19 protein-coding genes and 1 tRNA gene are annotated in these 25,908 nt (G+C 64.1%); 9 read left to right on the top strand and 11 right to left on the bottom strand.

Annotation, left to right across the window (positions count from 1 at the left end; genetic code table 11):
- From IYW40_RS07925 to IYW40_RS07935, 3 genes are all read right to left on the bottom strand, one after another.
- The coding region (locus tag IYW40_RS07925; protein WP_196400154.1) for a sugar phosphate nucleotidyltransferase at positions 1-585 on the bottom strand (585 nt) is incomplete at its 3' end.
- 104 nt (positions 586-689) lie between these two features.
- Complete coding sequence (locus IYW40_RS07930; protein ID WP_196400155.1) at positions 690-3,851, bottom strand: helicase-related protein; 3,162 nt, start codon at positions 3,849-3,851, stop codon at positions 690-692.
- A 729-nt stretch (positions 3,852-4,580) separates the two neighbouring features.
- A tRNA-Gly gene (locus IYW40_RS07935) sits at positions 4,581-4,654 on the bottom strand.
- A 163-nt stretch (positions 4,655-4,817) separates the two neighbouring features.
- Between IYW40_RS07935 and IYW40_RS07940 the strand changes: the two genes are divergently transcribed.
- Entirely contained in the window at positions 4,818-5,183 is a 366-nt protein-coding gene (locus IYW40_RS07940) for a TIGR02300 family protein (protein ID WP_175093847.1), read from the top strand.
- Positions 5,184-5,267: 84 nt separating this feature from the next.
- On the opposite strand, the gene IYW40_RS07945 is transcribed toward IYW40_RS07940, so the two are convergent.
- Positions 5,268-5,675, bottom strand: a complete 408-nt coding sequence (locus IYW40_RS07945) for a MucR family transcriptional regulator (RefSeq protein WP_196400156.1) — start codon at positions 5,673-5,675, stop codon at positions 5,268-5,270.
- A gap of 287 nt (positions 5,676-5,962) precedes the next feature.
- Here IYW40_RS07945 and IYW40_RS07950 point away from each other — a divergent pair, with 287 nt between their 5' ends.
- Complete coding sequence (locus IYW40_RS07950) at positions 5,963-6,964, top strand: MDR family oxidoreductase (RefSeq protein ID WP_196400157.1); 1,002 nt, start codon at positions 5,963-5,965, stop codon at positions 6,962-6,964.
- Positions 6,965-7,244: 280 nt separating this feature from the next.
- Positions 7,245-7,712 (top strand): transcription elongation factor GreA, encoded by a 468-nt coding sequence (gene greA / locus IYW40_RS07955; RefSeq protein ID WP_196400158.1) that lies wholly within the window; start codon positions 7,245-7,247, stop codon positions 7,710-7,712.
- 52 nt (positions 7,713-7,764) lie between these two features.
- On the opposite strand, the gene IYW40_RS07960 is transcribed toward greA, so the two are convergent.
- The gene (locus IYW40_RS07960) at positions 7,765-8,463 is read right to left on the bottom strand and encodes an AAA family ATPase (RefSeq protein ID WP_196400159.1); all 699 of its coding nucleotides are present in this window, start codon (positions 8,461-8,463) and stop codon (positions 7,765-7,767) included.
- Between the two features lie 315 nt (positions 8,464-8,778).
- Here IYW40_RS07960 and IYW40_RS07965 point away from each other — a divergent pair, with 315 nt between their 5' ends.
- The 5 genes from IYW40_RS07965 (at position 8,779) to IYW40_RS07985 (ending at position 16,848) form a co-directional block, all read left to right on the top strand.
- Positions 8,779-10,089, top strand: coding sequence for a replication-associated recombination protein A (locus IYW40_RS07965; RefSeq protein ID WP_196400160.1), 1,311 nt, complete (start codon positions 8,779-8,781; stop codon positions 10,087-10,089).
- Between the two features lie 212 nt (positions 10,090-10,301).
- The gene (locus IYW40_RS07970; protein WP_196400161.1) at positions 10,302-11,501 is read left to right on the top strand and encodes an efflux RND transporter periplasmic adaptor subunit; all 1,200 of its coding nucleotides are present in this window, start codon (positions 10,302-10,304) and stop codon (positions 11,499-11,501) included.
- A gap of 88 nt (positions 11,502-11,589) precedes the next feature.
- Positions 11,590-14,805: a CusA/CzcA family heavy metal efflux RND transporter gene (locus IYW40_RS07975; protein ID WP_196400162.1), complete on the top strand. Its 3,216-nt coding sequence runs from the start codon at positions 11,590-11,592 to the stop codon at positions 14,803-14,805.
- 9 nt (positions 14,806-14,814) lie between these two features.
- Positions 14,815-16,215 (top strand): TolC family outer membrane protein, encoded by a 1,401-nt coding sequence (locus tag IYW40_RS07980; RefSeq protein WP_210327237.1) that lies wholly within the window; start codon positions 14,815-14,817, stop codon positions 16,213-16,215.
- 156 nt (positions 16,216-16,371) lie between these two features.
- Positions 16,372-16,848, top strand: a complete 477-nt coding sequence (locus IYW40_RS07985; RefSeq protein ID WP_196400164.1) for a hypothetical protein — start codon at positions 16,372-16,374, stop codon at positions 16,846-16,848.
- A 65-nt stretch (positions 16,849-16,913) separates the two neighbouring features.
- Here IYW40_RS07985 and IYW40_RS07990 read toward each other — a convergent pair whose 3' ends face one another.
- The 6 genes from IYW40_RS07990 to IYW40_RS08015 form a co-directional block, all read right to left on the bottom strand.
- Positions 16,914-17,153, bottom strand: coding sequence for a hypothetical protein (locus tag IYW40_RS07990; protein WP_175093837.1), 240 nt, complete (start codon positions 17,151-17,153; stop codon positions 16,914-16,916).
- Between the two features lie 329 nt (positions 17,154-17,482).
- Positions 17,483-17,764 carry a hypothetical protein gene (locus IYW40_RS07995; RefSeq protein WP_196400165.1) on the bottom strand — a complete coding sequence of 94 codons (282 nt, stop codon included), beginning with the start codon at positions 17,762-17,764 and terminating at the stop codon, positions 17,483-17,485.
- A gap of 153 nt (positions 17,765-17,917) precedes the next feature.
- Positions 17,918-20,629, bottom strand: coding sequence for an aconitate hydratase AcnA (gene acnA, locus IYW40_RS08000; protein ID WP_196400166.1), 2,712 nt, complete (start codon positions 20,627-20,629; stop codon positions 17,918-17,920).
- A 91-nt stretch (positions 20,630-20,720) separates the two neighbouring features.
- The gene (locus IYW40_RS08005) at positions 20,721-22,157 is read right to left on the bottom strand and encodes an MDR family MFS transporter (RefSeq protein ID WP_196400167.1); all 1,437 of its coding nucleotides are present in this window, start codon (positions 22,155-22,157) and stop codon (positions 20,721-20,723) included.
- Between the two features lie 71 nt (positions 22,158-22,228).
- A complete protein-coding gene (locus tag IYW40_RS08010; RefSeq protein ID WP_196400168.1) occupies positions 22,229-23,812 on the bottom strand; it encodes a RecQ family ATP-dependent DNA helicase in 1,584 nt (527 codons plus the stop codon).
- Entirely contained in the window at positions 23,809-24,105 is a 297-nt protein-coding gene (locus IYW40_RS08015; protein WP_196400330.1) for a hypothetical protein, read from the bottom strand. Before IYW40_RS08015 ends, IYW40_RS08010 begins: the two co-directional genes overlap by 4 nt.
- Before the next feature lie 217 nt (positions 24,106-24,322).
- Between IYW40_RS08015 and ffh the strand changes: the two genes are divergently transcribed.
- Entirely contained in the window at positions 24,323-25,861 is a 1,539-nt protein-coding gene (ffh, locus tag IYW40_RS08020; protein ID WP_196400169.1) for a signal recognition particle protein, read from the top strand.
- Positions 25,862-25,908: the final 47 nt, after the last annotated feature.

The following is a 25,908-nucleotide window of genomic DNA, read 5'->3' on the forward strand; positions in this document are numbered from 1 at the left end:
GCTGTTCCAGAAATAGCCGGCGTCGACATAGTCCTGCGCCGTTGCGCGGTCCGGCTTTTCGACGAAAGCGTCGAGCTTGTAGACCTCGCAACACGACTCAAGCGGCGCGCCGGGGCGCAGATAGCCGTATCCCGTCGCGGGGCCGTCGGGCTTGACGCCGAGCGTGACGATATAGCCTTGCGCCGCCGCGGCGCTCGCGCGCTTGCACAGATCGACGAGGCCCGCCGTGTCGCGAACGACATGGTCGGCGGCGAGCACGACGACGACTGTGTCGGGCGCGCGGCGCGCGGCGAGGCCCGCCGCGACGGCGACCGCCGGACCCGAGTCGCGGCGCGACGGCTCCAGCACGACGTCGGCTTGCGCGCCGATCTCGCGCAGCTGGTCGGCGATGAGGAAGCGGTAGTCGAAATTAGAGACGACGATCGGCCGCTCGAACGCCGGGTCGGCCAGCATCGCCATCGTCGTCTGGAAGGTGGAGCGCTCGCCAATGAGCGGAATAAACTGCTTGGGAAGCGTCTCGCGCGACTCGGGCCACACCCGCGTCCCCGATCCGCCGCACATAATAACGGGCAATATCTTCTTCATAAGCCCCTCTCGCACTCGGCCGCGCCCGCCCCCGGGCAGCCATAATTGTCCGCCCGACTATTGGCAATACGATGGCGAAGCTGAGGGCAGAAGCGCAAGCGCCGCTATTTGCCCTTCTTCTCAAGTTCGGCCTTAAGCGCCGCAAGCTTGGCGAAAGGCGAATCCGGGTCGGGCTGGCGCTCGCGCCGTTCGGGCGCGGCGAATCCTCCCGGGCGACGGGGGCGGGCGTCATCGCGCGGCGGACGGCCCTCGAAACGCGGCTTTCCAGCAGGACGCCCCTCCTTGCCCGGAGCGTTGCCGGGCCGCTGGTCGCGGCGCGGCGGCCGCTGCTGCTGCTTGTCCTCAGCGCCCTGACCGTGCGCTTGCCGATGCGCGCCGGCCTCGCGGGGGCGCGGACCGGAATGCACGTGGCGCTGTGGACGCCAGATCTCGATGGAGTCCGGCTCGGTCGGCGCGGCTTTGGCCGGCGCAGCCTCCGAGGCGGGCTCTTCCTGCGCTTGGGCCGCTGTCGCCTCTTCTTCGCGCGCCTCTGCACCCGCTTCCACGGCGACGGACGCTGGCGCCTCTGTCGTCGGCCCTTCGGCGGCGAGCTCCTCTGCCGGCGCTTCCTCCGAGGCAGAGGGCTGCGGCTCGACAGACGGCTCCGCTTCCGCGGCGGCAGGCGCCTCGGCGGCGGTTTCGGCCTGAATGTCCTCGCTCGCGGCTTCCGCTAGCTTGGCCGCGGTCTTTGGCGTCACGGGCTCCATTGCAGCCGCCGGCACGATCGCAACGGTGATGGCCGGTCCTGGACGCTGCGTCGAAGCATAGCCGAGCGACTTCAGGATCGAGGAAAAAGCCTCGCCGGAACAGCCCGTGAGCGAGGTCATCGCGACGGTGACGACGAAGCCGTCGGCGTCGGCCGCGCCAGGCGGCGGCTCGCCCGCGGTGAGCCCCGGGCGGTAGGCGATCGCCGGCCGAATGAGATCGGCGAGACGTTCAAGAATATCGACGCGAACGACGCGCTCGCCGCAGACTCGAAAGCCGGCTGCGCGATAAAAACCTTTCGGGATCGATGCGTCGGCGGTGAAGGAGGTGCGTCCAGAGGCCGCCAGATGCGGCACGTCCTCAAGCCCCTTCACGTTCTCAAGACCGCCGTGATGCAGCGCCCAAAGCAGCGCCGAAAGCGCGCGCGGCGCCGGCTTGAGAAGCGCGGGCGCATAGATGTGATAGGCCCCGAATCGCACGCCGAGCTTGCGCAGCGCGGCGCGGTCCTCCTGGGAGAACGCCTTCACGTCCTTGGCGACGCGCGCGCGGTCCAGCACGCCCAATTCTTCGGCGAGCTGGAAGGCGACGCCGCGCGTCACCCCCTCCAAACCTTCGCCCTTCTCCAGCTGCTCGAGCGGCCCAAGAAGCTTCTTGACGTGTTGCGCGAGCCAGAGGTCGAGGCGTTGCTTGACCTTCTCCAGAGCCGGTCCTGTCAGCTGCTCGTCGGCAAGCACGCGCGTCGTCGGCGCCAGCGCGCCGGCGCCGGAGGCGATTTTCCCCACAGGTTCGCCGAGCCAGCGAATCAGCCCGTCATTGCCGAGCGCGAAGGCGTCGTCGACCGCGTCGAAGACGCGGGTCGCCCGCGCCTCGAATTCTCCAGCGAGCGCCTTCTGCGCCGCCGCGTTCAACGTCTTGGCCGCTTCGCCTGCCGCGCCGGGGTCCGGCGTGAAGCGAAATCCCTGAAGGCTTCCGACATGCTGGCCTTCGACCAGAACGTCGCCGGCGGCGTTGATTTCGGCTTCAAGCATCGCATTCTCTCTTAAGCGGCGCGCCAGCACGCTGGTGCGGCGGTCGACGAAACGCTGCGTCAGTCGGTCGTGCAACGCGTCGGATATGCTGTCCTCTACCCGACGCGCGACGCTCTGCCAATGCTGAGTGTCGTCGAGCCAGCCGGATCGGTTGGCGATAAAACTTGCGGTACGCACTTGCGCGAGGCGATTCGACAGCGTCGCGATGTCGCCGTCGATGCGGTCCACCGCTTCGATCTGCCCCGCCATCCAGTCCTCGGGGATCTTGCCGCGCCGGGCGATGAACGCGAATATCGCCAGCGCGAGCTCGGCGTGCGCGGCAGGCGAGGTCTTGCGGTAATCGGGGATTTGGCAGGCTTCCCAGAGCCGCGCGACATCGGCTGTCGTCTTGGCGTTGCGCCGCGCGATTTCGTCACGGCTCGCGGCTTCAAGCGCCCTTTGATCGTCTGCGACCCGGGCGCGCACCAGATCCGGATGCGCCGGAACCTGGTCGAGAGAATGCATCAGCGCGTCGATCGAAGAAAAATCGAGGGCGCTGTTACGCCATTGCAGCGTCTTCACCGGATCGAAGCGGTGGTCCTCTAAAGCCTCGATCAATTCCTCGTCGAAGGGCGGGCAGCGGCCGGTCGCGCCAAAAAAGCCGTCGCTCATATGGCGCCCCGCTCTGCCGGCGATCTGCCCGAATTCCGCTGGCGTCAGTCCGCGATGGCGCAATCCGTCGAATTTGCGATCGGAGGCGAAGGCGACATGATCGACGTCGAGATTGAGCCCCATGCCGATGGCGTCCGTCGCGACAATGTAATCGACGTCGCCGCCCTGATAGAGTTCGATCTGTGCGTTGCGCGTGCGCGGCGACAGCACGCCGAGCACGACGGCCGCCCCGCCGCGCTGGCGCTTGATCAGTTCCGCGATCGCGTAAACCTCTTCGGCGGAAAAGGCGACGATGGCGCTGCGCGGCGGCAGCCTGGAGATCTTCTTGTCGCCGGCGAAGGAAAGTTTGGAAAGCCTCGGGCGGGTAAAGATCGGCGCGCCTGGAAAAAGTTCTGTAACGAGCGTCGCCATCGTCGCCGCGCCGATCAGGAGAGTCTCCTGGCGTCCGCGCCAGTGGAGTAGCCGGTCGGTGAAAATGTGGCCGCGGTCGAGATCGGCGGCGAGCTGGATCTCGTCGATCGCGACGAAATCCGCCTGGACGTCGCGCGGCATCGCTTCAACCGTCGCGACCCAATAGGCCGGCGCGCGGGGCTTAATCTTTTCCTCGCCGGTGATGAGCGCGACATTGTCCGCGCCGACGCGCTCGGCGACGCGATTGTAGACCTCACGGGCGAGCAGGCGCAGAGGCAGCCCAATGACGCCGGAGGGAAAGGACAGCATACGCTCGATGGCGTGATGCGTCTTGCCGGTGTTGGTGGGGCCGAGCACCGCCGCCACGCCCCTGTCGAACGGCCTTGCGCGAGGGGCGGCGCGGCTCGCCGGGTAAGACGGCGCGACTGTCATGTTCTTCTTTGCTGCCTGACGCGCGCCGCGGCGCGCCTTCGTTTCATATCGAAACTTCGAGCAGGGCGCGACTTTACCTTCTGAACAGCCTGGGAACGAATCGCGCCCGAATCGCTGACTCTCGCTGAGTCACGCTCTGTTCCAACAATATATGGACGCGCGGCCAAATCGAAACGCCAGAAGTTGCGAGAACGGCTCGTCGATGGCGTAGCGCGCGGCTTTGACGAAAGAGCCGCCGGCGGACTCCTTTCGGCGCTGCTGTCAACGGCCAAGATTAGGCGGTTCGGCGTCTTGCGGTTAAGCTTTGGGATCAACCGGGAACGCAGCAGGCACGAATCAGCGTTCGATCTCAGTTGGCATTGCGTTCCGGCGAATTTGCGCGACCCTCGAGCGCCTCATCCGCTGCGTCGACATGAGGAATGCGGCGCAAAAGAACAAGAACGGTTAACGCCGCGTCCTTCTCTGGGACGCTTGGACGAGGCGGCGCGGCGTTCGCGCGCGTGGCCTCTCGACGTTGCGGCGGCTTTGCGCGGCGCGCCTCTACGCGTAATTGGTAAACGGCAAGGTCGATTCGCGTCTTTGGCGAGACTCTGAAAACGGAGAGAACCGGCGATGCGCGTACGGGAATTCGGGGCCGGAGGAGGCTGCCGCGGCGGGCACGGCGCGGCCGAACGCAAACGAACAGGCGGGCCGCAATCGCTCGCGCTGAAGAAAGCTCACCGGAAGGGCTGGAGCGGGTGAAGGGAATCGAACCCTCGTATTCAGCTTGGAAGGCTGCTGCTCTACCATTGAGCTACACCCGCATGAGGGTGATTCTATGCCAATCTGCGCGGCGCTTGGCAATGGGCGCGCAGACAATGCATTTCCCATTTGACAGCGAGGCGGGACGCCACTAACCGGAGCGCCCAAACAGTCTCTCAATACAGGCGGGGCGTTCCCACGCTGCTTCTCGAGGACCAATCGACCGTGGCAAAACCCGAACTCGGCGCCAAACGCCAATGTCAGTCCTGCGGGACGAAGTTTTACGACTTTAAAAAAGATCCGATCGCCTGTCCGAAATGCGGCGCGATTTATCAGGTGGTGGCGCTGACGCGCGCGGCGGCGCGCGCGCAACAGGAAGAAGAGAGCGAACTCGAAAAGGAGAACCCTGAAACGGTGTCGCTCGAAGAAGTCGAGGAGACGGAGACCGTAGCGGAATCGATCGATGTCGAAGATGATGTGGAGATCGAGGGAGACGACGCCGAAGACGACACTTTCCTCGAGGAGGAAGAGTCTGACGACGATGTCTCCGGATTGATCGACGGCGACATTGAAACTGACGAAGAGACCTGAACCGTCGGGGCGTCACTGACCTGGCGCGATAGCGCGCGCCGCGGCTTTCAGGTCAATTGGAGAAGGCGGCCGTTTGGCCGCCTTTTATTTGCCGCGACGCCGGCGCTGCTGGCCGAGCCCCATCTGCTTGGCGAGATTAGACCGCGCCTTGGCGTAGTTGGGCGCAACCATGGGATAGTCGGCCGGAAGGCCCCACTTCTCGCGATAGTCTTCGGGCGACAGCCCATATTGCGTGCGCAGATGACGCTTCAGCGACTTGAACTTCTTCCCATCCTCAAGGCAGATGATGTAATCATTGGTCACCGAACGCTTGACGGGAATCGCCGGTTTCGGCGGCTCGGCGGGCGCCGCCGCGGAGCCCACGCCAACGCGCAACAGGGCGCTGTAGACTTCGCTGATAAGCCCGGGCAACTCTCCGGCGGGAACGGAGTTGTTGCTCACATAGGCGGAGACGATGTCAGCCGCGAGTTCAATGTTGTTGGCTTGATTCATCGGATTGCTCACCACTTCCTGTTGAGACGGACGCCGCCCCCGCCGCCCTTGATCAATGCTTTGATGCATAGAATCGTCGCCCTGCCGTTACTTGTTGACTGACTAACAGAATAGTGCGACTGCATCAAGAAATATTATGCACTATTGGCGCCGCCCAATTCTGCATAGTTGATCAATCAGAATTTCGCGCTTTACGGCCGTGACGGCCTCATGTTTTCTTATTTTTGTCTTTTTTTCTCCGCGAAAAAGCGCTGGTTTGGCGCAGCCAACGGCTGAGGCGCGGCCATATGACTGACTTCAGAGCCATTCGCATCGACAAAGACAATGACGGCCAACACGCCGATTACGTCATCATGCGTGAGCGCGACCTGATGGAGGGCGATGTCGACGTCGACGTCGCGTTCTCGGCGATCAACTACAAGGACGGTCTCGCCGTCACCGGGAAGGGACCGGTGGTGCGTCGCTTCCCAATGATTCCCGGCGTCGATCTCGCGGGTCGCGTCACGCGCTCCGCGCATCCGGAATTTGCGGCGGGCGACATTGTGGTTGCGACGGCGTGCGGCCTGGGCGAAGCGCATTATGGAGGCTTTGCGGAAAAGGCGCGGCTGTCGGGCGATTGGCTCGCGAAACTGCCGCCGGCGCTGACGCCGGCGCGCGCCATGGCGGTTGGCACCGCGGGACTGACCGCCATGTTCTGCGTGCTTGCGCTGGAGCGCCATGGCGCCCGGCCCGAGGACGGGCTCGCGGTGGTGACGGGCGCGACGGGTGGCGTCGGCTCTTTCGCCGTCGCATTGCTCGCCAAGGCTGGCTGGCGCGTGGCCGCCGTCACCGGACATGCGAGCGAAGACGCCTATCTCAAACGCCTGGGCGCGTCCGAAATCATCGGCCGCGACGAATTGTCCGCTCCAGGAAAGCCGCTGCAAAAGCAGCGCTTCGCCGTCGGCGTCGACACTGTCGGCGGCGTCACTCTCGCCAATCTTCTTGCGCAGACGCGCTTCGATGGCGCCGTCGCCGCCTGCGGTAATGTCGCCGGCATGGAGCTTCCGGCGACTGTCGCGCCTTTCATTCTGCGCGGCGTCTCGCTGCTCGGCGTCGAAAGCGTGCGCCCGCGCATCGGGCTGCGGCGGGCGGCATGGGCCCGAATTGCGCGGGACCTCGATTCCTCCGCGATCGACGCCATGAGCGAAATCATTTCCTTCGACGCGGCGCTGGATCGCGCCCGCTCGATCGTTGGAGGAAAGATTCGCGGACGCGTCGTCATCGACATGGGCCTGCATCTTCCGCTCTAAGATGCAGATTGGTAGGATCGTCGCTCGAACGACGAGGACCGCCCGCGTCGCGACCTCCCCTGCCGCCCTTCACGCTCGAAACCGCGACGCGGAAACCTCGGCCTTTGAGCCGCCAAGCTAAGCCTTCGTAAGCGCGCGCGAATCGTCGCATTGCGGCGTCAATTTCTCGACAAGCGCGCCCGTCTCGGCTCTAATGCCCACGACGACGGCCCGCTTGGGCCGATTATTTTTGTTAAGGACGCTCGCCGCATCGGCGCGGCGAACCAAAGGTCAAAAGCGCATGAGTTCGGCTTTTACGAAAGAACAGGACGACGACAATCCGCGCGAGGACCTGCCTGACCGGCCGGTCAGTCCGCATCGCAATCTGGTCACGCCCGAGGGCCTCGAACAGATTGAAGCCGAGCTTACGCGCCTGCAGAAGGAGATCGAACGCGCGACGGCGAGCGAAGACAATCACGCGCTCGCGCTGGCGCAACGCGATCTGCGCTATTGGTCGGCGCGTCGCGCCAGCGCCGAAGTCATCCGGGCGATCGCCGATCATTCGCATGTGCGATTCGGCCATCGCGTCGTCGTCGAACTCGAGGACGGCGAACGCCGCAGCTTCCGGCTCGTCGGCGAAGACGAAGCCGATCCGACCAAGGGACTCATACCCTATGTCGCTCCGCTCGCAACGGCGCTGATGGGCAAGTCCGTCGGCGACAAGGCGGAGGTTATCCACCACAGCGCGCGAATCGTGGAGATCGGTTAGCGCCCTGCTCTTGCGCGGCGCGGTTCTTTCGCGCGGTTCTCTCAGCTGACGATCAGGCGGCGTTCCTGACCGCCTTCGTCGATTTCGCTGGCGGCGTCTTCGCTGGCGCGATCTTGGCCGCGCTGGCCGGTTTTTTCAATCGGCGCTTGATCGAGGCCCAAAGCTCCCGCATCTCCTCCGCCGCGACGCCGTCGGGGTTATATTCGCCGACCCCGCGCCCGAGCCGCGCCGCTTCCTGATAATCGACGCGCGACGACACGAGCGGCGCGAGAAGACCGCCCATCGCCTGCAGCGCCTTGGCGCCGAGTTCGACGCGCGCGCTCTGTTGCGCGGGCGGACATTGGTTGAGCAGAAAGGCGTAATCCTTGCCTTTCTCCTTTACGCGCATGCGCGTGATTTCCGACGCCCAGAGATCGAAGGCGTTGGGACGCGCCGGAATGACGCAAAGATCGGCGGCGCGCACGGCCGCCGAAAAATAGTCGCCCTCCTGGCCCGGCGCATCAATAATGGCGAGCGTCACGCCCTTTGCGGCGAGCGCGGCAAGCGCCTTGCTCAGCTTCGCCGGCGGCACGTGTTCGACGGCGATGTCCGCGGCGCCGCGCGCTCGCGACCAATTGACGAGGGTTTGCAGCGGGTCGAGATCGATGATGAACACGCGTTCCCCAGCTTGGCGCGCGGCGACGGCGACGCTGCTGGCGAGCGTGCTCTTGCCGGCGCCGCCCTTCTGGGTGACGAAAGCGATTTTGCGCATGTGCGACGGTCCAGTTTTTGGTTGATATCGACGCTTTGCACGCGAAGCCTAACGAATGAGATCCCCGCCCCGAATTCATTCACGGAATCGTAATACTTGCGGCAAGGTTAATCGGCGGTTAACGGCTCCGCTTCAGTAGTCGAGAATCCGATCAGGACAGTCCTCGACGCTGTGATGACTGATCATCAAACTCGGGGGCCGGGAGCGTCCGAGCCATCCACGGCGCACGTTCCGCCCCGTTTGCGGCGCGCTCCCCTTTTCTTCGGCTCCAGAGATTCTCGCAAGCGAGCCGCCTCGCTATGTTAATCAGTAACCATGTCCGATCTGTTCCAAGCCGCGAAGCTCGAAAACGACGCGCCGCGTCCGCTCGCCGACAGGCTGCGGCCGACGCGCCTCGATGAGGTGGCGGGACAGGATCATCTGCTTGGACCGGAGGGCGCGCTGACGCGGCTCGTCCGCGCCGGCGCGCTGGGCTCGCTCATCTTCTGGGGTCCGCCCGGCACCGGCAAAACCACGGTCGCGCGGCTTCTCGCGCATGAAACCAAGCTCGCCTTCGTACAGATTTCGGCGATCTTTTCCGGCGTCGCCGATTTGAAGAAGACGTTCGAGGCGGCGCGCGCCAGACGCGCCGCCGGCCAGGGGACCCTGCTCTTCGTCGACGAGATTCACCGCTTCAATCGCGCGCAGCAGGATTCCTTCCTGCCGGTGATGGAGGACGGCACGATCACGCTCATCGGCGCAACGACCGAGAACCCCTCCTTTGAGCTTAACGCCGCGCTGCTCTCACGCGCGCGCGTGATGACCTTCAAGGCGCTCGACGAAGCGGCGATCGAACAGCTGCTCAAACGCGCCGAAAACGCCGAAGGCAAACCGCTGCCGCTCGAAGGCGACGCACGCGCCGCGCTGATCGGCATGGCCGACGGCGACGGCCGCGCGGCGTTGACGCTCGCCGAGGAAATCTGGCGCGCCGCGAAGCCCGGCGAGATCTTCGATCGGACGGGGCTCGTCGACATCGTGCAGCGCCGCGCGCCGATCTACGACAAGGCGCAGGAAGGCCACTACAATCTCATCAGCGCATTGCACAAATGCGTCCGCGGTTCGGACCCCGACGCCGCGCTCTACTACCTCGCGCGCATGCTCGCCGCCGGAGAAGATCCGCTGTTTCTCGCGCGCCGCATCGTGCGCATGGCGGTTGAAGACATCGGTCTTGCCGATCCGCAAGCGCTCGTCGTCGCCAACGCCGCCAAGGACGCCTATGATTTCCTCGGCAGCCCCGAGGGCGAACTCGCGCTGGCGCAGGCGGTGATCTATGTGGCGACCGCGCCCAAATCCAACGCCGCCTATGTCGCCTTCAAGCGCGCGCAGCGCGTCGCGGAGGAGAAGGGCTCGCTGATGCCGCCAAAGGTCATCCTCAACGCGCCGACGAAAATGATGCGCGAAGAGGGCTATGGCGCGAACTACGAATATGATCATGATTCGCCCGAAGCTTTCTCGGGCCAGAACTACTGGCCTGATTCGCTCTCGCGGCAGAAGTTCTACAGACCGGTCGAGCGCGGATTCGAGCGCGAGATCGCCAAACGCATCGACTATTGGGATCGACTGCGCAAAGAGCGCGGCGATTCATAGTTTGGTCGCGGCCGGCTTTTCTTTTTAAAAACTGCGGCATGTGCGAAAGGGCCGCGAACCGCCGCATGGACCGGGTCAGCCAACTCCTTTAAAGAAAATGAATCAACGCCGGACGCGCGATATCCCCCACTTGCGCCGCGGCGCCAATGGCTCGAGCGGCGCGCCAATGCTACTCCCTTCAGACCGCTCGTGACGGAGCTGACTGCGCGATCATGACCCGTTATAGGTCCGTTCTGGTTCTTGCCGTTCTCGCGAGCCTGGCGCTTGGCGCCGCGCTGCCGTCGCTCTTTAGCGCCCTGCGCAGCCGCATCGCGCCTGACCGCCAAAGCGAGGCGATCCAGCCCGGGCCCGCCGACGGCGAAGTCCGGCTTTCCGCCGCTCAGATCGAAGCCTCCAAGATCGCGACGGCGACGGTCGGCCCTGGCGTCGTTACGCGCCGAATCACGGCGCCTGCGGCCATCAAGCCCGATCCGGACAAAATCGCGCGCGTCGCCGCCAAGGTCGCAGGAGTCGTCGAAGAGATGCGCAAGCGCCTTGGAGACCAGGTCGCGCGCGGCGAAACCATCGCGATTATCGACTCCCGCGAAGTGGCGGAGGCGAAGAGCGAATACCTCGCGGCGCTGGCGAATTTCGACCTGCAGAATGTGCTCTTTCAGCGCGAAAAGGGACTCTTCGAGAAGAAAATCACCGCAGAGCAGCTGTTTCTGAAGGCCAAAGCGGTCTTCATGGAAGCGAAAGTGAAGCTCGATCTTGCGCGCCAGAAACTCGCCGCGCTGGACATGAGCGAGCAGGAGATCGCCGCCCTGCCCTCTCAGCCGATCGCCGATCTTCGCCGCAAGGAGATCCGCGCGCCGATCTCCGGGCGCGTCATCGAGCGTCTGGTCAGCGTCGGACAGCCGGTCGGCGGCGAGGGTCAGGCCAAGGAGCTCTACGTCATCTCCGATCTCTCTGTCGTAGAGGCCGAACTCGCCGTGCCCGCCGCCGATCTCGCCCTGTTGCGCGAGGGCCAGGAGGTCCGGATTTCGAACGCCGAAGGACGCGCCTTCGAGGGCAAGATCACCTACGTCAACGCAATGATCACCCGGGAGACGCGGTCGGGCCAGATTCTTGTGCGCTTTCCCAATCCGGATTTCTCGCTGCGTCCGGGCAGCCTCGTGGAGGCGGAAATCTCCCTCAAAGAGGCGCGGGTGAAACTCAAAATTCCACGCTCGGCGGTGATGGTCATCGACGGCAAGCCCAACGTCTTCGTTCGCACGCCAGAGGGCTTCACCAAGCGCGACGTCGAACTTGGACGGGGAGACGATAACTCGATTGAAGTCGTCTCCGGATTGCAGCAGGGAGAGCAGATCGCCGTCTCCAATGTCTTTTTGCTGAAGGCGGAGCTCGGCAAGCAGAGCATTCCGGAGGAATGATGCGCGGCGGCGGCTTTCCTTCCTCGACGTCATGGACGACGCTTCGACTCCGCCCCCAAACTGTCGTCTTGAGTGCGAGCGGCCGCCGATGATCAAGAATCTCATCGCCTTTTCGGTCCGAAGCCGTTGGCTCATCGTGTTGTTGACGGCGCTCGTCGTCCCGCTTGGCGTCTGGTCGCTGATGCGATTGCCGATCGACGCGGTGCCGGACATCACGAACAATCAGGTGCAGATCAACGCTTTCGCGCCGGCGCTTTCGGCCTTCGAGATCGAGAAACAGGTCACCTATCCAATCGAGAACGCCATCGCGGGAATTCCGGGGCTCGAATATACCCGCTCGCTTTCGCGCAACGGCTTCGCGCAGGTCACCGCCGTCTTCGCCGACAGCGTCGACATTTATTTCGCGCGCCAGCAGGTCGGCGAACGCCTGACGCTCGCCAAGGAGATTTTTCCGCCGGGCGTCGAATCGCATATGGGCCCGGTCGCCACGGGCCTTTCCGAAATCTACATGTGGTCGGTCGACTACGCGCCGCGCGGCAGCGAGAAGCCGGCGCCTGATGGGAAGCCTGGCTGGCAGCGCAACGGCGATTATCTCACGCCGGAAGGGCAGAGGCTGCGCAATTTGCTCGAACGGACCGCCTATCTGCGAACCGTGCAGGATTGGATCATCAAGCCGCAGCTGCGCACCGTGCCCGGAGTCGCCGGCGTCGACTCGCTTGGCGGCTACATTAAGGAATATCACGTTCAGCCGGACCCGGCGAAGATCTACGCTCTCGGACTGTCTTTCGCCGATCTCGCCGGCATTATCGAACGCAACAATATCAGCCGCGGCGCGGGCTATGTCGAACGCAACGGCGAGGGTCTCGTCGTGCGCAGCCCGGGACGGCTCGAGTCGATCGATGACATCGCTAAAGTCGTCGTGTCGACGCGCGGCGGCACGCCGGTGCGACTCGAAGACATCGCGGAGGTCGGCGTCGGACGCGAGCTGCGCATGGGCAGCGCCAGCATGAATGGCGAAGAGGTGGTGATCGGCACGGCGCTGATGCTGATCGGCGCCAACAGTCGCGAAGTCTCGAGCGCCGTCAATGCGAAGATGGACGAGATTCGCCGGCTGCTGCCGCCCGGCGTTGAAGTGCGCACGATCTTGAACCGCACCTTGCTCGTCAACGCCACGATCACCACCGTCGCCAAGAATCTCGTCGAGGGCGCGGCGCTCGTCATTCTCGTGCTCTTCGTCATGCTCGGCAATTTCCGCGCGGCGCTGGTGACGGCGATGGTCATACCGTTGACGATGCTGCTGCTGGGCGTCGGCATGCATGTCGGAAAGATCAGCGCCAATCTGATGAGTCTCGGCGCGCTCGATTTCGGATTGATCGCCGACGGCGCGATCATCGTCACCGAGAACTGCTTGCGTCGCCTGACGCAGCGTCAGAACGCCCTGGGACGCACGCTCACGCTGGAGGAACGGCTGACGACCGTCATCGACTCGGCGGTCGAGATGCGGCGGCCGACGGTCTACGGTCAGGCGATCATCATTCTCGTCTATGTGCCGATTCTGACCTTTTCCGGAGTGGAAGGGAAGATGTTCCATCCGATGGCGATGACCGTCATCATGGCGCTCGCTTCGGAATTCGTTCTGTCGCTAACATTCTTTCCTGCGATGATCGCCATCGCGCTTTCTGGCCGCGTGCGCGAATCCGAAAACATCGTCGTCGAAGGGCTCAAGCGCGCCTATGAGCCGATGTTAAAATGGGCGATGGCCGCGCCTTTGAAGCCGATCGCGCTTGGCGCGGGCGCCTTCATTCTCGCGGCGGGTCTCTATCTGACTTTGGGCGAAGAGTTCGTTCCGACGCTCGATGAAAAAAACCTCGCCATGCAGGCGAATCGCATCCCGAGCGCGTCGCTGACGCAGGCGCAGGCGATGCAATTCGACATCGAACGCACACTGCGCAGCTTTCCAGAGGTCGATTACGTCTTTTCCAAAACCGGCACGGCCGAGATCGCAACCGATCCGATGCCGCCGAACCTGACCGATACTTTTATTATGTTGAAGCCGCGCGACAAATGGCCCGACGCAGGCCTCGACAAGGCGGCGTTGATCGAAAAAATGGAGGCGCGGCTCGCGCAACTGCCGGGCAACGCCTATGAGTTCTCGCAGCCCATTCAACTGCGCTTCAATGAGCTGCTCGCCGGCGTGCGCGGCGATATCGCCGTCAAAGTGTTCGGCGAAAATTTTGACGTTTTGTTGAAGGCGGCCAATCAGATCGCCGGCGTTCTCAATACGGTCAAAGGCGCGAGCGATGTAAAGGTCGAACAGGTGGTTGGTCTCCCGATCCTCGACATCGCCGTCGATAAGGGCGCGATCGCGCGCCTTGGCCTCAGCGTCGCCGCGGTACAGGACGTGATCGGCGCCGCGATCGGCGGACAAAGGGCTGGAGTCGTGTTCGAGGGCGACCGCCGCTTCCCCATCGTCGTTCGTCTGCAGGACAATTTGCGCGAGGACGCGCAGGCTTTGGAATCGATTCCGGTCGCGCTTCCCTCGGCGGCGGGCAACACGCCCGTCGTGCTGCTGAAGCAGGTGGCGAAATTCTCCACCCTGGACGGCCAGAACCAGATTTCGAGGGAAAACGGCCATCGCCGCATCGTGGTCAGCGCCAATGTGCGCGGGCGTGACATTGCGTCGGTCGTTGACGAGGCGCGCGCGAAAATCGAGAAAAAGGTGACGCTGCCGCCCGGCTACTGGATTGCATGGGGCGGGCAATTCGAGAATCTCGCGGCGGCCCGGGCGCGGTTGATGATCGTCGTGCCGGCCTGCTTTTTCTTGATCTTTCTGCTGCTCTACTCGGCGCTCGGCGCGACGCGCGACGCGCTGCTGGTGTTCACTGCGGTGCCGCTGGCGCTATCGGGCGGCGTCGCCGCGCTGTGGCTGCGCGGCATGCCCATGTCCGTCTCGGCCGCCGTCGGCTTCATCGCGCTCTCGGGCGTCGCTGTGCTCAATGGCCTCGTCATGCGCACCTATATTTCCCAGTTGATCGCAGGCGGCATGGCCGAACGCCAGGCGATCTTCAAAGGCGCGATGACGCGACTGCGTCCTGTCGTGATGACGGCCCTCGTCGCGTCGCTCGGCTTCCTGCCGATGGCGCTCGCGACGGGCACCGGCGCCGAAGTGCAAAAGCCGATCGCGACGGTCGTCATCGGCGGCCTGATCAGCGCCACGGCTCTAACTCTTGTGGTCCTGCCTGCCCTCTACGCCTTCTTCTGTCGTTCGCCAGAGTCGACTACCGTGCAGCAAAGCGGAGGTTGACCGGTGAGCATGCGCGGCGTCGCCTCGGTCCTGATCTGCTTCTTTCTGAGCGGCGGCGCAGCGCATGCGGAAACCTTGGCGGGCGCGATGTGTCGCGCCTATAACGCCAACCCGCAGCTCAACGCCGGCAGAGCCGAACTGCGCGCCATCGACGAAAGAGTGCCGCAGGCGGAGGCCGGCATGAGGCCGCGCGTTTCGGGCGACGCCTATCTCGGCGTGCAGCACAATCGGCTTGTCACGAAGCAGCGCGACGTCAACGTCAACGACCCGACCGATACCTCGGTCACGAAGAACATTCAAAACGGCGGCAGCCTTCCCCGCTCCGCCCATCTGACATTCGAACAGCCGATATTCGACGGGTTCAAGACACAAAACCAAACGCGTGCGGCGGAATCGGGGGTCTTCGCCGGACGCGAGCGGCTGCGCCTGACCGAACAGCGCATATTATTCGACGCCGTCACCGCCTATATGAACGTCTTGCGCGACACGGCAGCGCTCAAACTTCAGGAAAGCAATGTCGCGGTCCTGAAGGAGCAATTGCGCCAGACGCGGGAGCGCTATCAATACGGACAGATCACCTTGACGGATGTCGCGCAGGTCGAGGCGCGGCTCGCGGGCGGCAAGTCTCTCGCCGGCGCCGCGCGCGCCACGCTTGACGCCAGCATCGGCGTCTATCGCAAGACGGTCGGCGTCGAGCCGACGAAGCTCGCGCCGGGCGCGCCGATCGACCGATTGCTGCCGAAGTCGCGCGAAGAAGCGGAACGCATCGCGCAAAACGAACATCCGTTCATCCTCGCGGCCCTTCACGAGGCCGACGTCGCCGATCTCGACATCAAGGCGCTCGAAGCCGACTTCATGCCCAAACTGTCGATCGTCGGCGACGTATTCACGCAGACCGATATTTCCGGCATCGGCAACCGCAACGTCGGCGCGAAAGTCCTCGGACATCTCAACGTGCCTATCTACGAGGGCGGGCTGACGTCCTCCCGCGTGCGGCAAGCGAAAGAAACCGCCGGGCAGCGACGGTTCGACGCCGACGTCGCGCGCGCCGAAATTCTCTCGCTGGTGCGCGCCTATTGGGGCGCGCTGCAGGCGGCGAAAACTCAGATTTCAGCCGCGCAAACGCAAATCGCCGCGGCCGAGCGCGCGCTTTACGGCATAAGAGAAGAAGCCAAGGCCGGTCAGCGGACGACGCTCGAAATTCTTATCGCGCAGCAAGAGCTGCTCTACGCCCGCATCGCGCTCGTCTTCGCTCAGCGCGACCGCGTCGTCGCCTCCTATGCCGTGCTCTCTTCGCTCGGGCGGCTTTCTTCGGGCTGGCTCGGTCTTACGCCCGGCGGCTATGATCCGGCGATCCACTTCGAGCAGGTGAAGGATCTCTGGGGCGACCCGACCACGCCCGACCGTTAGAGCAGGTTCCCAAAAAGTCGCATCGATCACATGATTCCATGTGATCGGGAGGCGCTCTTGGATTTGAGACGCGCCGCGATGCTGCGATAAGATGCTATAGTTTAAAAAAGACGCGCCGCCGGGCGCGAAATCATCAGGGCTGAGGGAGAGGACATCATGCGAGGCGCTTTCATCACATTCGCCGCTGCGATGCTGCTGGCGTTGCTTTCGGCGATCCCGGCAAATGCTTTTTGCATGTTCGGCTGCAATCCGACTGAAGCGCATGCGCGGCAGATTTTCGAGAACTTGCTGAAGCAGCGCGTCGACAAGCCGTTCAAGATCGTCGAGTTCAAACAGACGATGGCCGAGCGTCTCGAGATGCACGCCACCGGAGAAAAGGGCTACGAGATCTTCTTCAATGCGCGGGTCGAGTTCCCGGAAGGCGCCAATCTCGAATGCAAGCCCGAGGCCGGAAAATTTCCCGAAGGCTGTTCGCCGAGCAGTCATTTTGTGACTGCGCCGCGCAGTTCCGATCCGGCGGGCAAGCAATATATCGCGCCTGGGTCGACGGTTCTGTTCGACGAGGAATATCGCTTTTATGAAGCGGGCAGCGGCTGGAAAGGCCCAGACGGCAACGTCTATACGGCGGACTGACCAAAAAAACGGGCGCGCATTGAATGCGCGCCCCGTCTCAACCGACCTCACTCGCGAGGCTCGGCTTATTTATCCTTCGTGTTCTGCGGGCAGCCGCAGGCGGCGTCACAGGCCTTCTTATTGGCGCGGACTTCATCCTGGTTGGCGGCATAGTTCATCTTGCGGGCGAGGTACTCGTCGTCGCATTTCTCAGCGCATTTAGCCTGCTTGTCTTCGTCCGCTTTGTGGACGTCGCAATCCGCGAATGCCGGGCTGATCATGCCGGCGACAAGGAGAGCCGCCGTCATAATGGCGTATTTGTTCATTTGGTGGTTTCCTTCACTTGCCCGTTGGGCGTCTAGACTGCGCTTGCGCTCGACCCCTCCCGCCATGGAACAGCAACGGCGTCACATAACGCAATAAGCGGCCGGACGATGTCGTATGTGGCCGCCCATGTCAATTGCGAGTCACGGGCGCGACGTCTTGCGCCGCTTCGTCGGTCTGCGGCGCGGGTCGCGAAAAGCGTATTGTTTCCACGTTCTTGATGAACACGAAGACGCGGCGCGACGGCTGACTTACATTTGATCGGCGCAACGCGAAAAAGGGCGCGCGATGACGCGCGCCCTTACAGCTCGGGCTCAGACTGATGCGAGTCTTAAAGGCCCTTCGAGTTCTCCGGGCAACCGCACTTGTCGTCGCACGCTTTCTTGGCGGACTTGATCTTGCTCATGTCCGCCGTCCAGCCTTGCTGATCCTTGAGATAGGCGTCCTCGCACTTGCTGGCGCAAACGGCCTGATCGTCCTCGGCGTGCGTGTCGCAGCTGATGCGCGTCGCCTGGTTCGGAGCGCGCAGACCGACGCCGCCGTCGAAGGCGAACGACGGCGCGGTCGTCGCCAGGAACAGGGCGGCGACGGCCGTAAGGGCGTATTTATTCATATGTTGATTTCCTCTTCTTCGCGTCGTGAGTTTTTTGTTTTTGTAGAGCGCTGCGTTGAAGACATTGAGATCCGCAACGGCTCGAATTCAACGCAAAGCGCGGGCAACGCTGTCGGAGGACTCACTTTGAGTCAATGGTTTTTTTGGCGATATCTAAGGGACGAGTTGTCGCAACACGTAAGGAAGGATGCCGCCATTCTTGAAATATTCCAACTCGTCGAGCGTATCGATGCGCGCAAGCAACGGCACAGTCTTGGTGGACCCATCCGAGAACGAGATCGAAGCGACCAGAGTTTTGCGTGGCGCAAGTCCCTCGCGCAAGCCATGGATGGTTACGGTCTCATCGCCTTTGAGTCCGAGCGTGTCCCAACCTGTCCCCTCCGCAAAAGTGAGCGGCACGACGCCCATGCCGACGAGATTGGAGCGGTGGATGCGCTCGAAACTCTTGGCGATCACGGCGCGCACGCCGAGAAGCGCCGCGCCCTTGGCCGCCCAGTCGCGTGACGAGCCGTTGCCATATTCGGCGCCGGCCAAGACGACCAGCGGCGCGCCCTCGTCCCGGTAGCGCATGGCGGCGTCATAGATCGACATGATGTCGCCGCCCGGATAATGCTTGGTCAAGCCGCCTTCCGGCGTGAGGCCTTTCGCATCCCGCATGATGTGATTCTTGATGCGGATATTGGCGAAGGTGCCGCGCATCATCACTTCATGATTGCCGCGACGCGTGCCGTATTGATTGAAATCGGCCGGCGCGACGCCATGCTCCATCAGCCATTTGCCGGCGGGCGAAGCCGCCTTGATCGAGCCGGCGGGCGAGATGTGATCGGTGGTGATCTTGTCGCCAAAAAGCGCGAGGACGCGTGCGCCGACGATATCTTCCACAGGCTTGGGCTCGCGCTGCAGACCGACGAAATAGGGCGGGTCGCGCACATAGGTGGACTGACCGTCCCACGCGTAAGTCTCGCTGCTTGGCGCTTCGACTGCGCGCCAATGCGCGTCGCCCGAAAAGACGTTGGCGTAGGTCTCGCGAAACAGATTGCGCGTCACCTGATCGCGAACGAAGGTCGCGATTTCCGCATTCGGCGGCCAGATGTCGCGCAGATAAACCGGCGTCCCGGCGCTGTCATGTCCGAGAGGCTCCTTCGTCAGATCGATCGCCATCGTGCCCGCGAGCGCATAGGCGACGACGAGCGGCGGCGAGGCGAGGTAATTCGCCTGGACGTCGGGATTGACCCGGCCTTCGAAATTGCGATTTCCCGACAGCACCGAGGCCGCGACGAGGTCACGCTCATTGATGGTCTTCGAGATCGCCGGCGGCAGCGGCCCGGAGTTGCCGATGCAGGTCGTGCAGCCAAATCCCACAAGATTGAAGCCGAGATCGTCGAGATATTTCTGCAATCCGGACTTCGCGAGATATTGCGCGACGACCTGACTGCCCGGGGCGAGCGAGGTCTTCACCCAGGGTTTCGCCTTCAGTCCGCGCGCGGCGGCGTTGCGCGCCAGCAATCCCGCGCCGATGAGCACGCTGGGGTTGGACGTATTGGTGCAGGAGGTGATGGCGGCGATGACGACGTCGCCATGGCCGAGATCGAAATTTTCGCCCTCGACGCCATAGCGCTGCCCGAGTCCGTCTTCCTTCTTATATTCGGTCGCGAGCGCGCCGAGAAAGGCCGAGCCGACGTCGGAAAGCGCGGCGCGGCTCTCGGGACGCTTTGGGCCGGCGAGCGACGGCGTCACCTCCGCAAGATCGAGGCTCAGCGTATCGGTGAATTCGGGATCGGGAGCGCCGGACTCGCGCAGCATCCCTTGCGCCTGGGCATAGGCTTCGATCAGCGCGATACGGTCGTCGGCCCGCCCGGACATGCGCAAGTAAGCGAGCGTCTCCTGATCAATGGGGAAGAAGCCGCAGGTGGCGCCATATTCCGGCGCCATATTGGCGATGGTCGCGCGATCGGCGAGGCTGAGATGATCAAGCCCTTCGCCAAAGAACTCCACGAATTTTCCGACCACGCCTTTTTTGCGCAGCATTTGCGTGACGGTCAGGACGACGTCCGTCGCCGTCACGCCTTCCTTCGGCGCGCCGGTGAGCTTGAAGCCGATCACTTCCGGCGCGAGCATCGATAAAGGTTGGCCGAGCATGGCGGCCTCGGCCTCAATGCCGCCGACGCCCCAGCCAAGAACGGCGAGGCCATTGATCATGGTCGTATGCGAATCGGTGCCGACCAGCGTGTCGGGATAGGCGAGTTCGACCGTCTTGCCGTCGATGCGCTCGGTGCGCGTCCAGACGGTCTGCCCGAGATATTCCAGATTCACCTGATGGCAGATGCCGGTGCCGGGGGGCACGACGCGGAAATTGTCGAACGCCGACTGGCCCCATTTCAAAAATCGGTAGCGCTCGCCATTGCGCTCATATTCGAGTTCGACGTTGCGGGCGAAGGCCTGCGGCGTGCCGAAACTGTCGACGATCACTGAATGGTCGATGACAAGATCGACGGGAACCAGCGGATTGATCTTCTGCGCGGTCCCGCCGAGCGCGACGACGGCGTCGCGCATCGCCGCAAGATCGACGACCGCCGGCACGCCGGTAAAGTCCTGCATCAGCACGCGCGCCGGCCGAAAGGCGATTTCGCGCTCCGTCTTGCCTTTCTCCTCGAGCCATTTCGCGAAGGTTTCGATCGACTCCCTGGTGACCGAACGGCCGTCCTCGTTGCGCAGCAAATTTTCGAGAACGACCTTGAGCGAATAGGGCAGGCGGGAGACGTCTCGAAGCCCGTTTTGCTCCGCCGCCCTCAGAGAGAAATATTGATAGGACCGATTCCCGACGACGAGCGTCTGGCAGGCGTTGAAACTATTGAGCGAAGCCATGGAAAGGTCCTTGCGGCGCTGGAAGGCGGAATCTTTCTAGAAAATTCCATGCCATGGGGGCAAATAGAAAAGACGCGAGCAAAATCGACCGTCAGCTGCGTCGCTCGCCGCGCAGCGGCCGCTCCTCCATACGCGTGAGGAAAAGCAGGGACAGGCCCACGCAAACGGCAAGCGCCAGAAAAACGAGGCGAAAGCTCGAAAACAAAGCGGCGCCGTCGACGTCCGTCTTCATCTCCTCAAGCAATTGCGCGCGGCCGCCGCCAATCGCCAAGGCGGCGAAAAGCGCGACGGCCGCCCCGGCCGCGAGCTGCCGAAAGAATTGCATCGAGGCCGTCGCCGTCCCCAAATCGCGCGAATCGACCGCGTTCTGCACCGAAACGGTCGCGACAGGCAGCATCGCGCCGATCCCGAAGGTCGTGACGGTGAGCAGGGCGTTGAGCAAAAGCAGCGAGCGGCCCGAGCCCATCATCGCGGCCGCGCCCAGAGCGGCGAGAGCGCCGGCGCCGAGCCCGAGGAGCGGAGCGGTCTTATAATGCGTCAAACGCCCCATCAATCGTCCGGACACTGTGGCGCCGGCGACGGTGCCGACCATCAGGGGAATAAGCGTCAGCCCCGATTCGCTCGCATTCATCCCGCCGCAGATTTCGTAATAGATCGGCATCACGACCGAAAGTCCGACGAACCCGCCGAGCCCAAAGGAACTCGACAGAATGGCGTCGCGCACGATTCGAAGTCGGAGAATGCGCAGCGGAATGAGCGGCTCCTCGGCGCGCGCCGTGCGCCAGGCGAAAAGCGCCCAGGCGAGAGCGGAGGCGGCAAGGATCCCGACGATCGGAGCCGACCGCCATGGATAGCGCACGCCGCCCCAGCCAAGCGCCAGCACGAGAAGGCCGGATCCGGCGATCAGCAAAAACGCGCCCAGGTAATCGACGCGATGCGGATGGCGCCGCTCCGGCACCCGCTTCAACCTCGAATTGACGATCAGGAGCGCGGCGAGGCCCAGCGGCAGATTGATCCAGAAGATCAGCGACCAATGCCAATATTGCGCAAAAACCCCGCCGAGCGCCGGACCGGCGATGCTGGAGGTGATGAACACCGCGGCGAAATAGGACTGATACCGGCCGCGCTCGCGGGGCGAGACAAGATCGGCGACGATCGTCTGCGCGAGCGATATCAGGCCGCCGCCGCCAAGTCCCTGAATGACCCTCGCGCCGGCGAGCGCCGCCATGCTCGGGGCCAAAGCGCAAGCGACCGATCCGATCACGAAAGTGATCACCCCGACCAAAATGACGCGCCGCCGCCCGTAGACATCGGCGAATTTGCCGTAGAGCGGCGTCACCACCGTCGCCGCGATGAGATAGGCGGTCACGATCCAGGGCAGATCCTGAGGATCCCCGAGGTCCGCCGCAATGGTCGGCATGGCCGTGACCACAATCGTCTGGTCGAGGGCCGAGAGCAGCATCGCGAGGCCGAGCCCGAACATGACCTGTCGCAGTTCGGCGGCGTTTGGCGGCGGGTTAGCGGACATGGCCTCGAGGGAACAGCACGGGGAGCCCTAACTACAGTGTTGCGGCGCCGAACGAAACCCTCACGCCGGCTTTAGAGGGCTTCGCGGATCACCCGCAGCAGCGCCGCCGCGTCTTCGAGCCCCCGCAGCAGCGGGTCGTCGGCGCTGTGCGGCCTTTCGCGCGCGAGGGCGCGCAGCGCCTGTTCGGACGCCACAATTCGCGGCGCCAGCCGGCGCCGTTTTGCGATGGCGAGCCGCTCGGCCTCGAGCGCGCGCAGCAGACGCGCCTCGGCCACCGTCAGCGGCGGCTCCTCCTGCCGCCTCGGCGTGTCGATGTCGATCGGCGCAGGCGCGAGCTCAGGGAGATCGGCATCGTCTTCCGAAAGGTCGGCGCGCGCGGCGAAGCCGCTCGCGAGCGCGGCGCGCCAGCCGAGCGCGAATGATGACAAGCGCCGGGGCCACGCCATCGGTCCGCCGCGGCAATGGTCGCATCTCCCGCAGGGCCCGCTCTCTTCGCCGAATTCGGCGAGGAGGCGCTGAAAGCGGCAGCCCGGCGCCGCCGCGAGCCGCGCCATCGCCTGGCGTCTGGCGTAATCGCCGGCGGCCGCGTCGTCTTCTTGCGCCGCACCCGGAATGCGCCAGCGCAGCGCCAGCTCCGCGGGCGAGAACAGCGTCAGCGCGCGGGCCGGCGCGCCATCGCGCCCGGCCCGGCCGATCTCCTGATAATAGCCCTCGACCGAGGTCGGCAGATCGGCGTGAATGATGAAGCGCACGTCCGGCTTATCGACGCCCATGCCGAAGGCGATGGTCGCCACCATCACCGCGCCCTTGCGGGTAAAGAAAGCGTCCTGGCTCTCCGCGCGCGTGTGGGCGTCGAGCCCCGCGTGATAGGGAAGCGCGTCGAAGCCGAGCCGCGAGAGTTCGCGGGCGAGCGCGTCGGTCTTGTTGCGCGAGTTGCAATAAATGATGCCGCTTTCCTTCGCGCCGCCGCGGCCTTTGCGCGCGAATTCGACGATCTGCCGCAGGCCGGCGCGCTTCTGCGCGAAATCGAGCGCAAGATTGGGCCGCGCGAAGGAGCGCTGGAAGATCTGCGGGGGCCGCGCAAACAGCGTGCGGGCGATGTCCTCGCGGGTGCGCGGACCGGCCGTCGCGGTAACGGCGAGCATCGGCGGCGCGCCGAGCTTTCGCGCAATCTCGCCCAGCGCGCGATAGTCGGGGCGAAATTCATGGCCCCAATGCGAGACGCAATGCGCCTCATCGACCGCGAAGAGTTTTATGCGAATGCTGCGCAATAAATTCTGCGTTCCGTCCTGGGCAAGACGTTCGGGGGCGGCGTAAAGCAGCTTTGCCCGGCCCGACGCGATGGTGTCGATCGCGGCCGCCGCTTCATCGTCCTCCTGCATGGAGTGGAGCGCGACGGCCCCGACGCCCGAATCGGCGAGGGTTCGAAGCTGGTCGCGCATCAGCGCGATCAGCGGCGAGCAGACGAGAACGAGTCCGCCCCCCGGAGCTGCGGCCGGCAGCTGATAGAGGAGCGATTTGCCGGAGCCCGTCGGCATGATGGCGATGGCGTCGCGCCCCGCGAGCACGGCCTCGACGATCTCCGCCTGACCCGGCAGAAAGTCCGCAAAACCGAAAATGCTGCGCAGCAATTCTTGCGCGGACACCCCCGTCATGGCGCCGCTTGAGACAGCAGCGCTTCGGCGATTTCGCGCCATTCGTCTTCGAGCAGGCCTTTGTGGGGCTCTCGCCCGGCGCGGCGGTACCAATAGAAGGCGTTCGAGCGATCGCCCTCCTTGCGATGGAGAAAAGCGTGAACCCACATACTGTCGGGGTCGGATTTGTCGTCGACGCATTTATGCGCCGCGTTCCAGTCGCCTTTAGCGTCGAACCACAGCGCCCGCAGCGGCGGGGGGAGAGCCGGCGCCTCGGATGCCGAAAGCGATTCGAGAAAAGCGTTGAGGGTCATGAGTTCCAGCATAAAATATATCAAAGAGCGTCATGTTAGCCGCAAATACGCCCGACGTTGACTCCCGCGTGCGCCCCGCCTAAACATCGGCGCATATCTCGAAAGAGAACCCTAACACACGCCGAGCCGTCCGAGAGGCGGTAGGCCAACGCCCGGCAGCGCGATGCGCCCCCGGGCGCGTTTTGCTTTGGAGCCTTCGCGCTCGCGGGAGAACAGCATGTTCGAGAGCCTTTCCGATAAGCTCTCCGGCATTTTCGACAAGCTCACACGGCGCGGCGCGCTTTCCGAGGCCGACGTCAACGAGGCGCTGCGCGAAATCCGCCGCGCGCTGCTCGAGGCTGACGTCGCGCTCGACGTCGTGCGCTCCTTCACCGATAAGGTCCGCGACCGGGCGATCGGCGCCGGCGTCATCAAATCGGTGACGCCCGGCCAGATGGTCGTCAAGATCGTCAATGACGTGCTGATCGAGACGCTCGGCCAGGACGCGGAGCCGATCGATCTCGTCGCCGCGCCGCCGCTCGCCATCATGATGGTCGGCCTGCAAGGCGCCGGCAAAACCACAACCACCGCCAAGATCGCCAAAAGGCTCAAGGAGCGCCACGGCAAGCGCACGCTGATGGCCTCGCTCGACGTCAAGCGTCCGGCGGCCCAGGAACAGCTCGCCGTGCTCGGCCGGCAGGTCGAAGTCGACACGCTGCCGATCGTCGTCGGCCAGACGCCGGTGCAGATCGCCAAGCGCGCGATGGAGGCGGCGCGTTTGCAGGGCTACGACATCGTGTTGCTCGACACCGCCGGCCGCACGCATATCGACGAGCCGCTGATGGCCGAGATGGCGGAGATCAAGACCTCCTCCAACCCGCATGAAATCCTGCTCGTCGCCGATGCGCTCACCGGCCAGGACGCCGTCAATCTCGCCCAGAATTTCGATGAGCGGGTCGGGCTGACGGGCATTGTATTGACGCGTATGGACGGCGACGGCCGCGGCGGCGCGGCGCTCTCCATGCGCTATGTCACCGGCAAGCCGATCAAGCTCATCGGCGTCGGCGAAAAGATGGACGCGCTCGACGAATTCTCGCCGACGCGCATCGCCAACCGCATTCTCGGCATGGGCGACATTGTCGCGCTGGTCGAAAAAGCCGCCCAGGCGATCGACGCCGAACAGGCCCGCAAGGCCGCCGAGCGGATGGCCAAGGGCAAGTTCGATCTGCAGGACCTCTGCGATCAGCTCGCCCAGGTGGAAAAGATCGGCGGATTGGGCGGCATCATGGGTCTGCTGCCCGGCGTCGCCAAGATGAAGGATCAGATCGCCGCGTCCGGTTTCGACGACAAAATGGTGAAGCGCCAGCGCGCCATCATCCTCTCGATGACGCCCAGGGAGCGGCGTAATCCCGATCTGATGAAAGCCTCGCGAAAGAAGCGCATCGCCGCAGGCTCGGGCGTGAAGGTCGAGGAAGTCAACAAGCTCCTCAAGCAGCATCGGCAGATGGCCGATCTGATGAAGTCCTTCGGCGCCGGCAAGCGCGGCGGGGGCATGATGGGCAAGGCGGCGCAAATGATGGGGCTTGGCCCCGGCATGCCGACGCCCACCCAGGAAGAGCTGCAGAAACTGCAGGAGAAGCTCGGCGTGCCGCAGCCAAAGGCGTCACCCGGCGGCATTCCGGCGGCGCCGCCCCCCGATCTTCTCGCCAAGCCAAGCCTGCCGGGGCTCGGCGGCGGCTTGTTCAGCGGATTGAACCCCTTCGGGAAGAAGAAATAGCAAACCGGCGATTGTCGTCGCCGGTCCCCTCACTCACCTCAACGCAA

The organism is Methylocystis sp. H4A, assembly GCF_015709545.1.
In the GTDB taxonomy this organism is placed as follows: Bacteria; Pseudomonadota; Alphaproteobacteria; order Rhizobiales; family Beijerinckiaceae; genus Methylocystis; species Methylocystis silviterrae.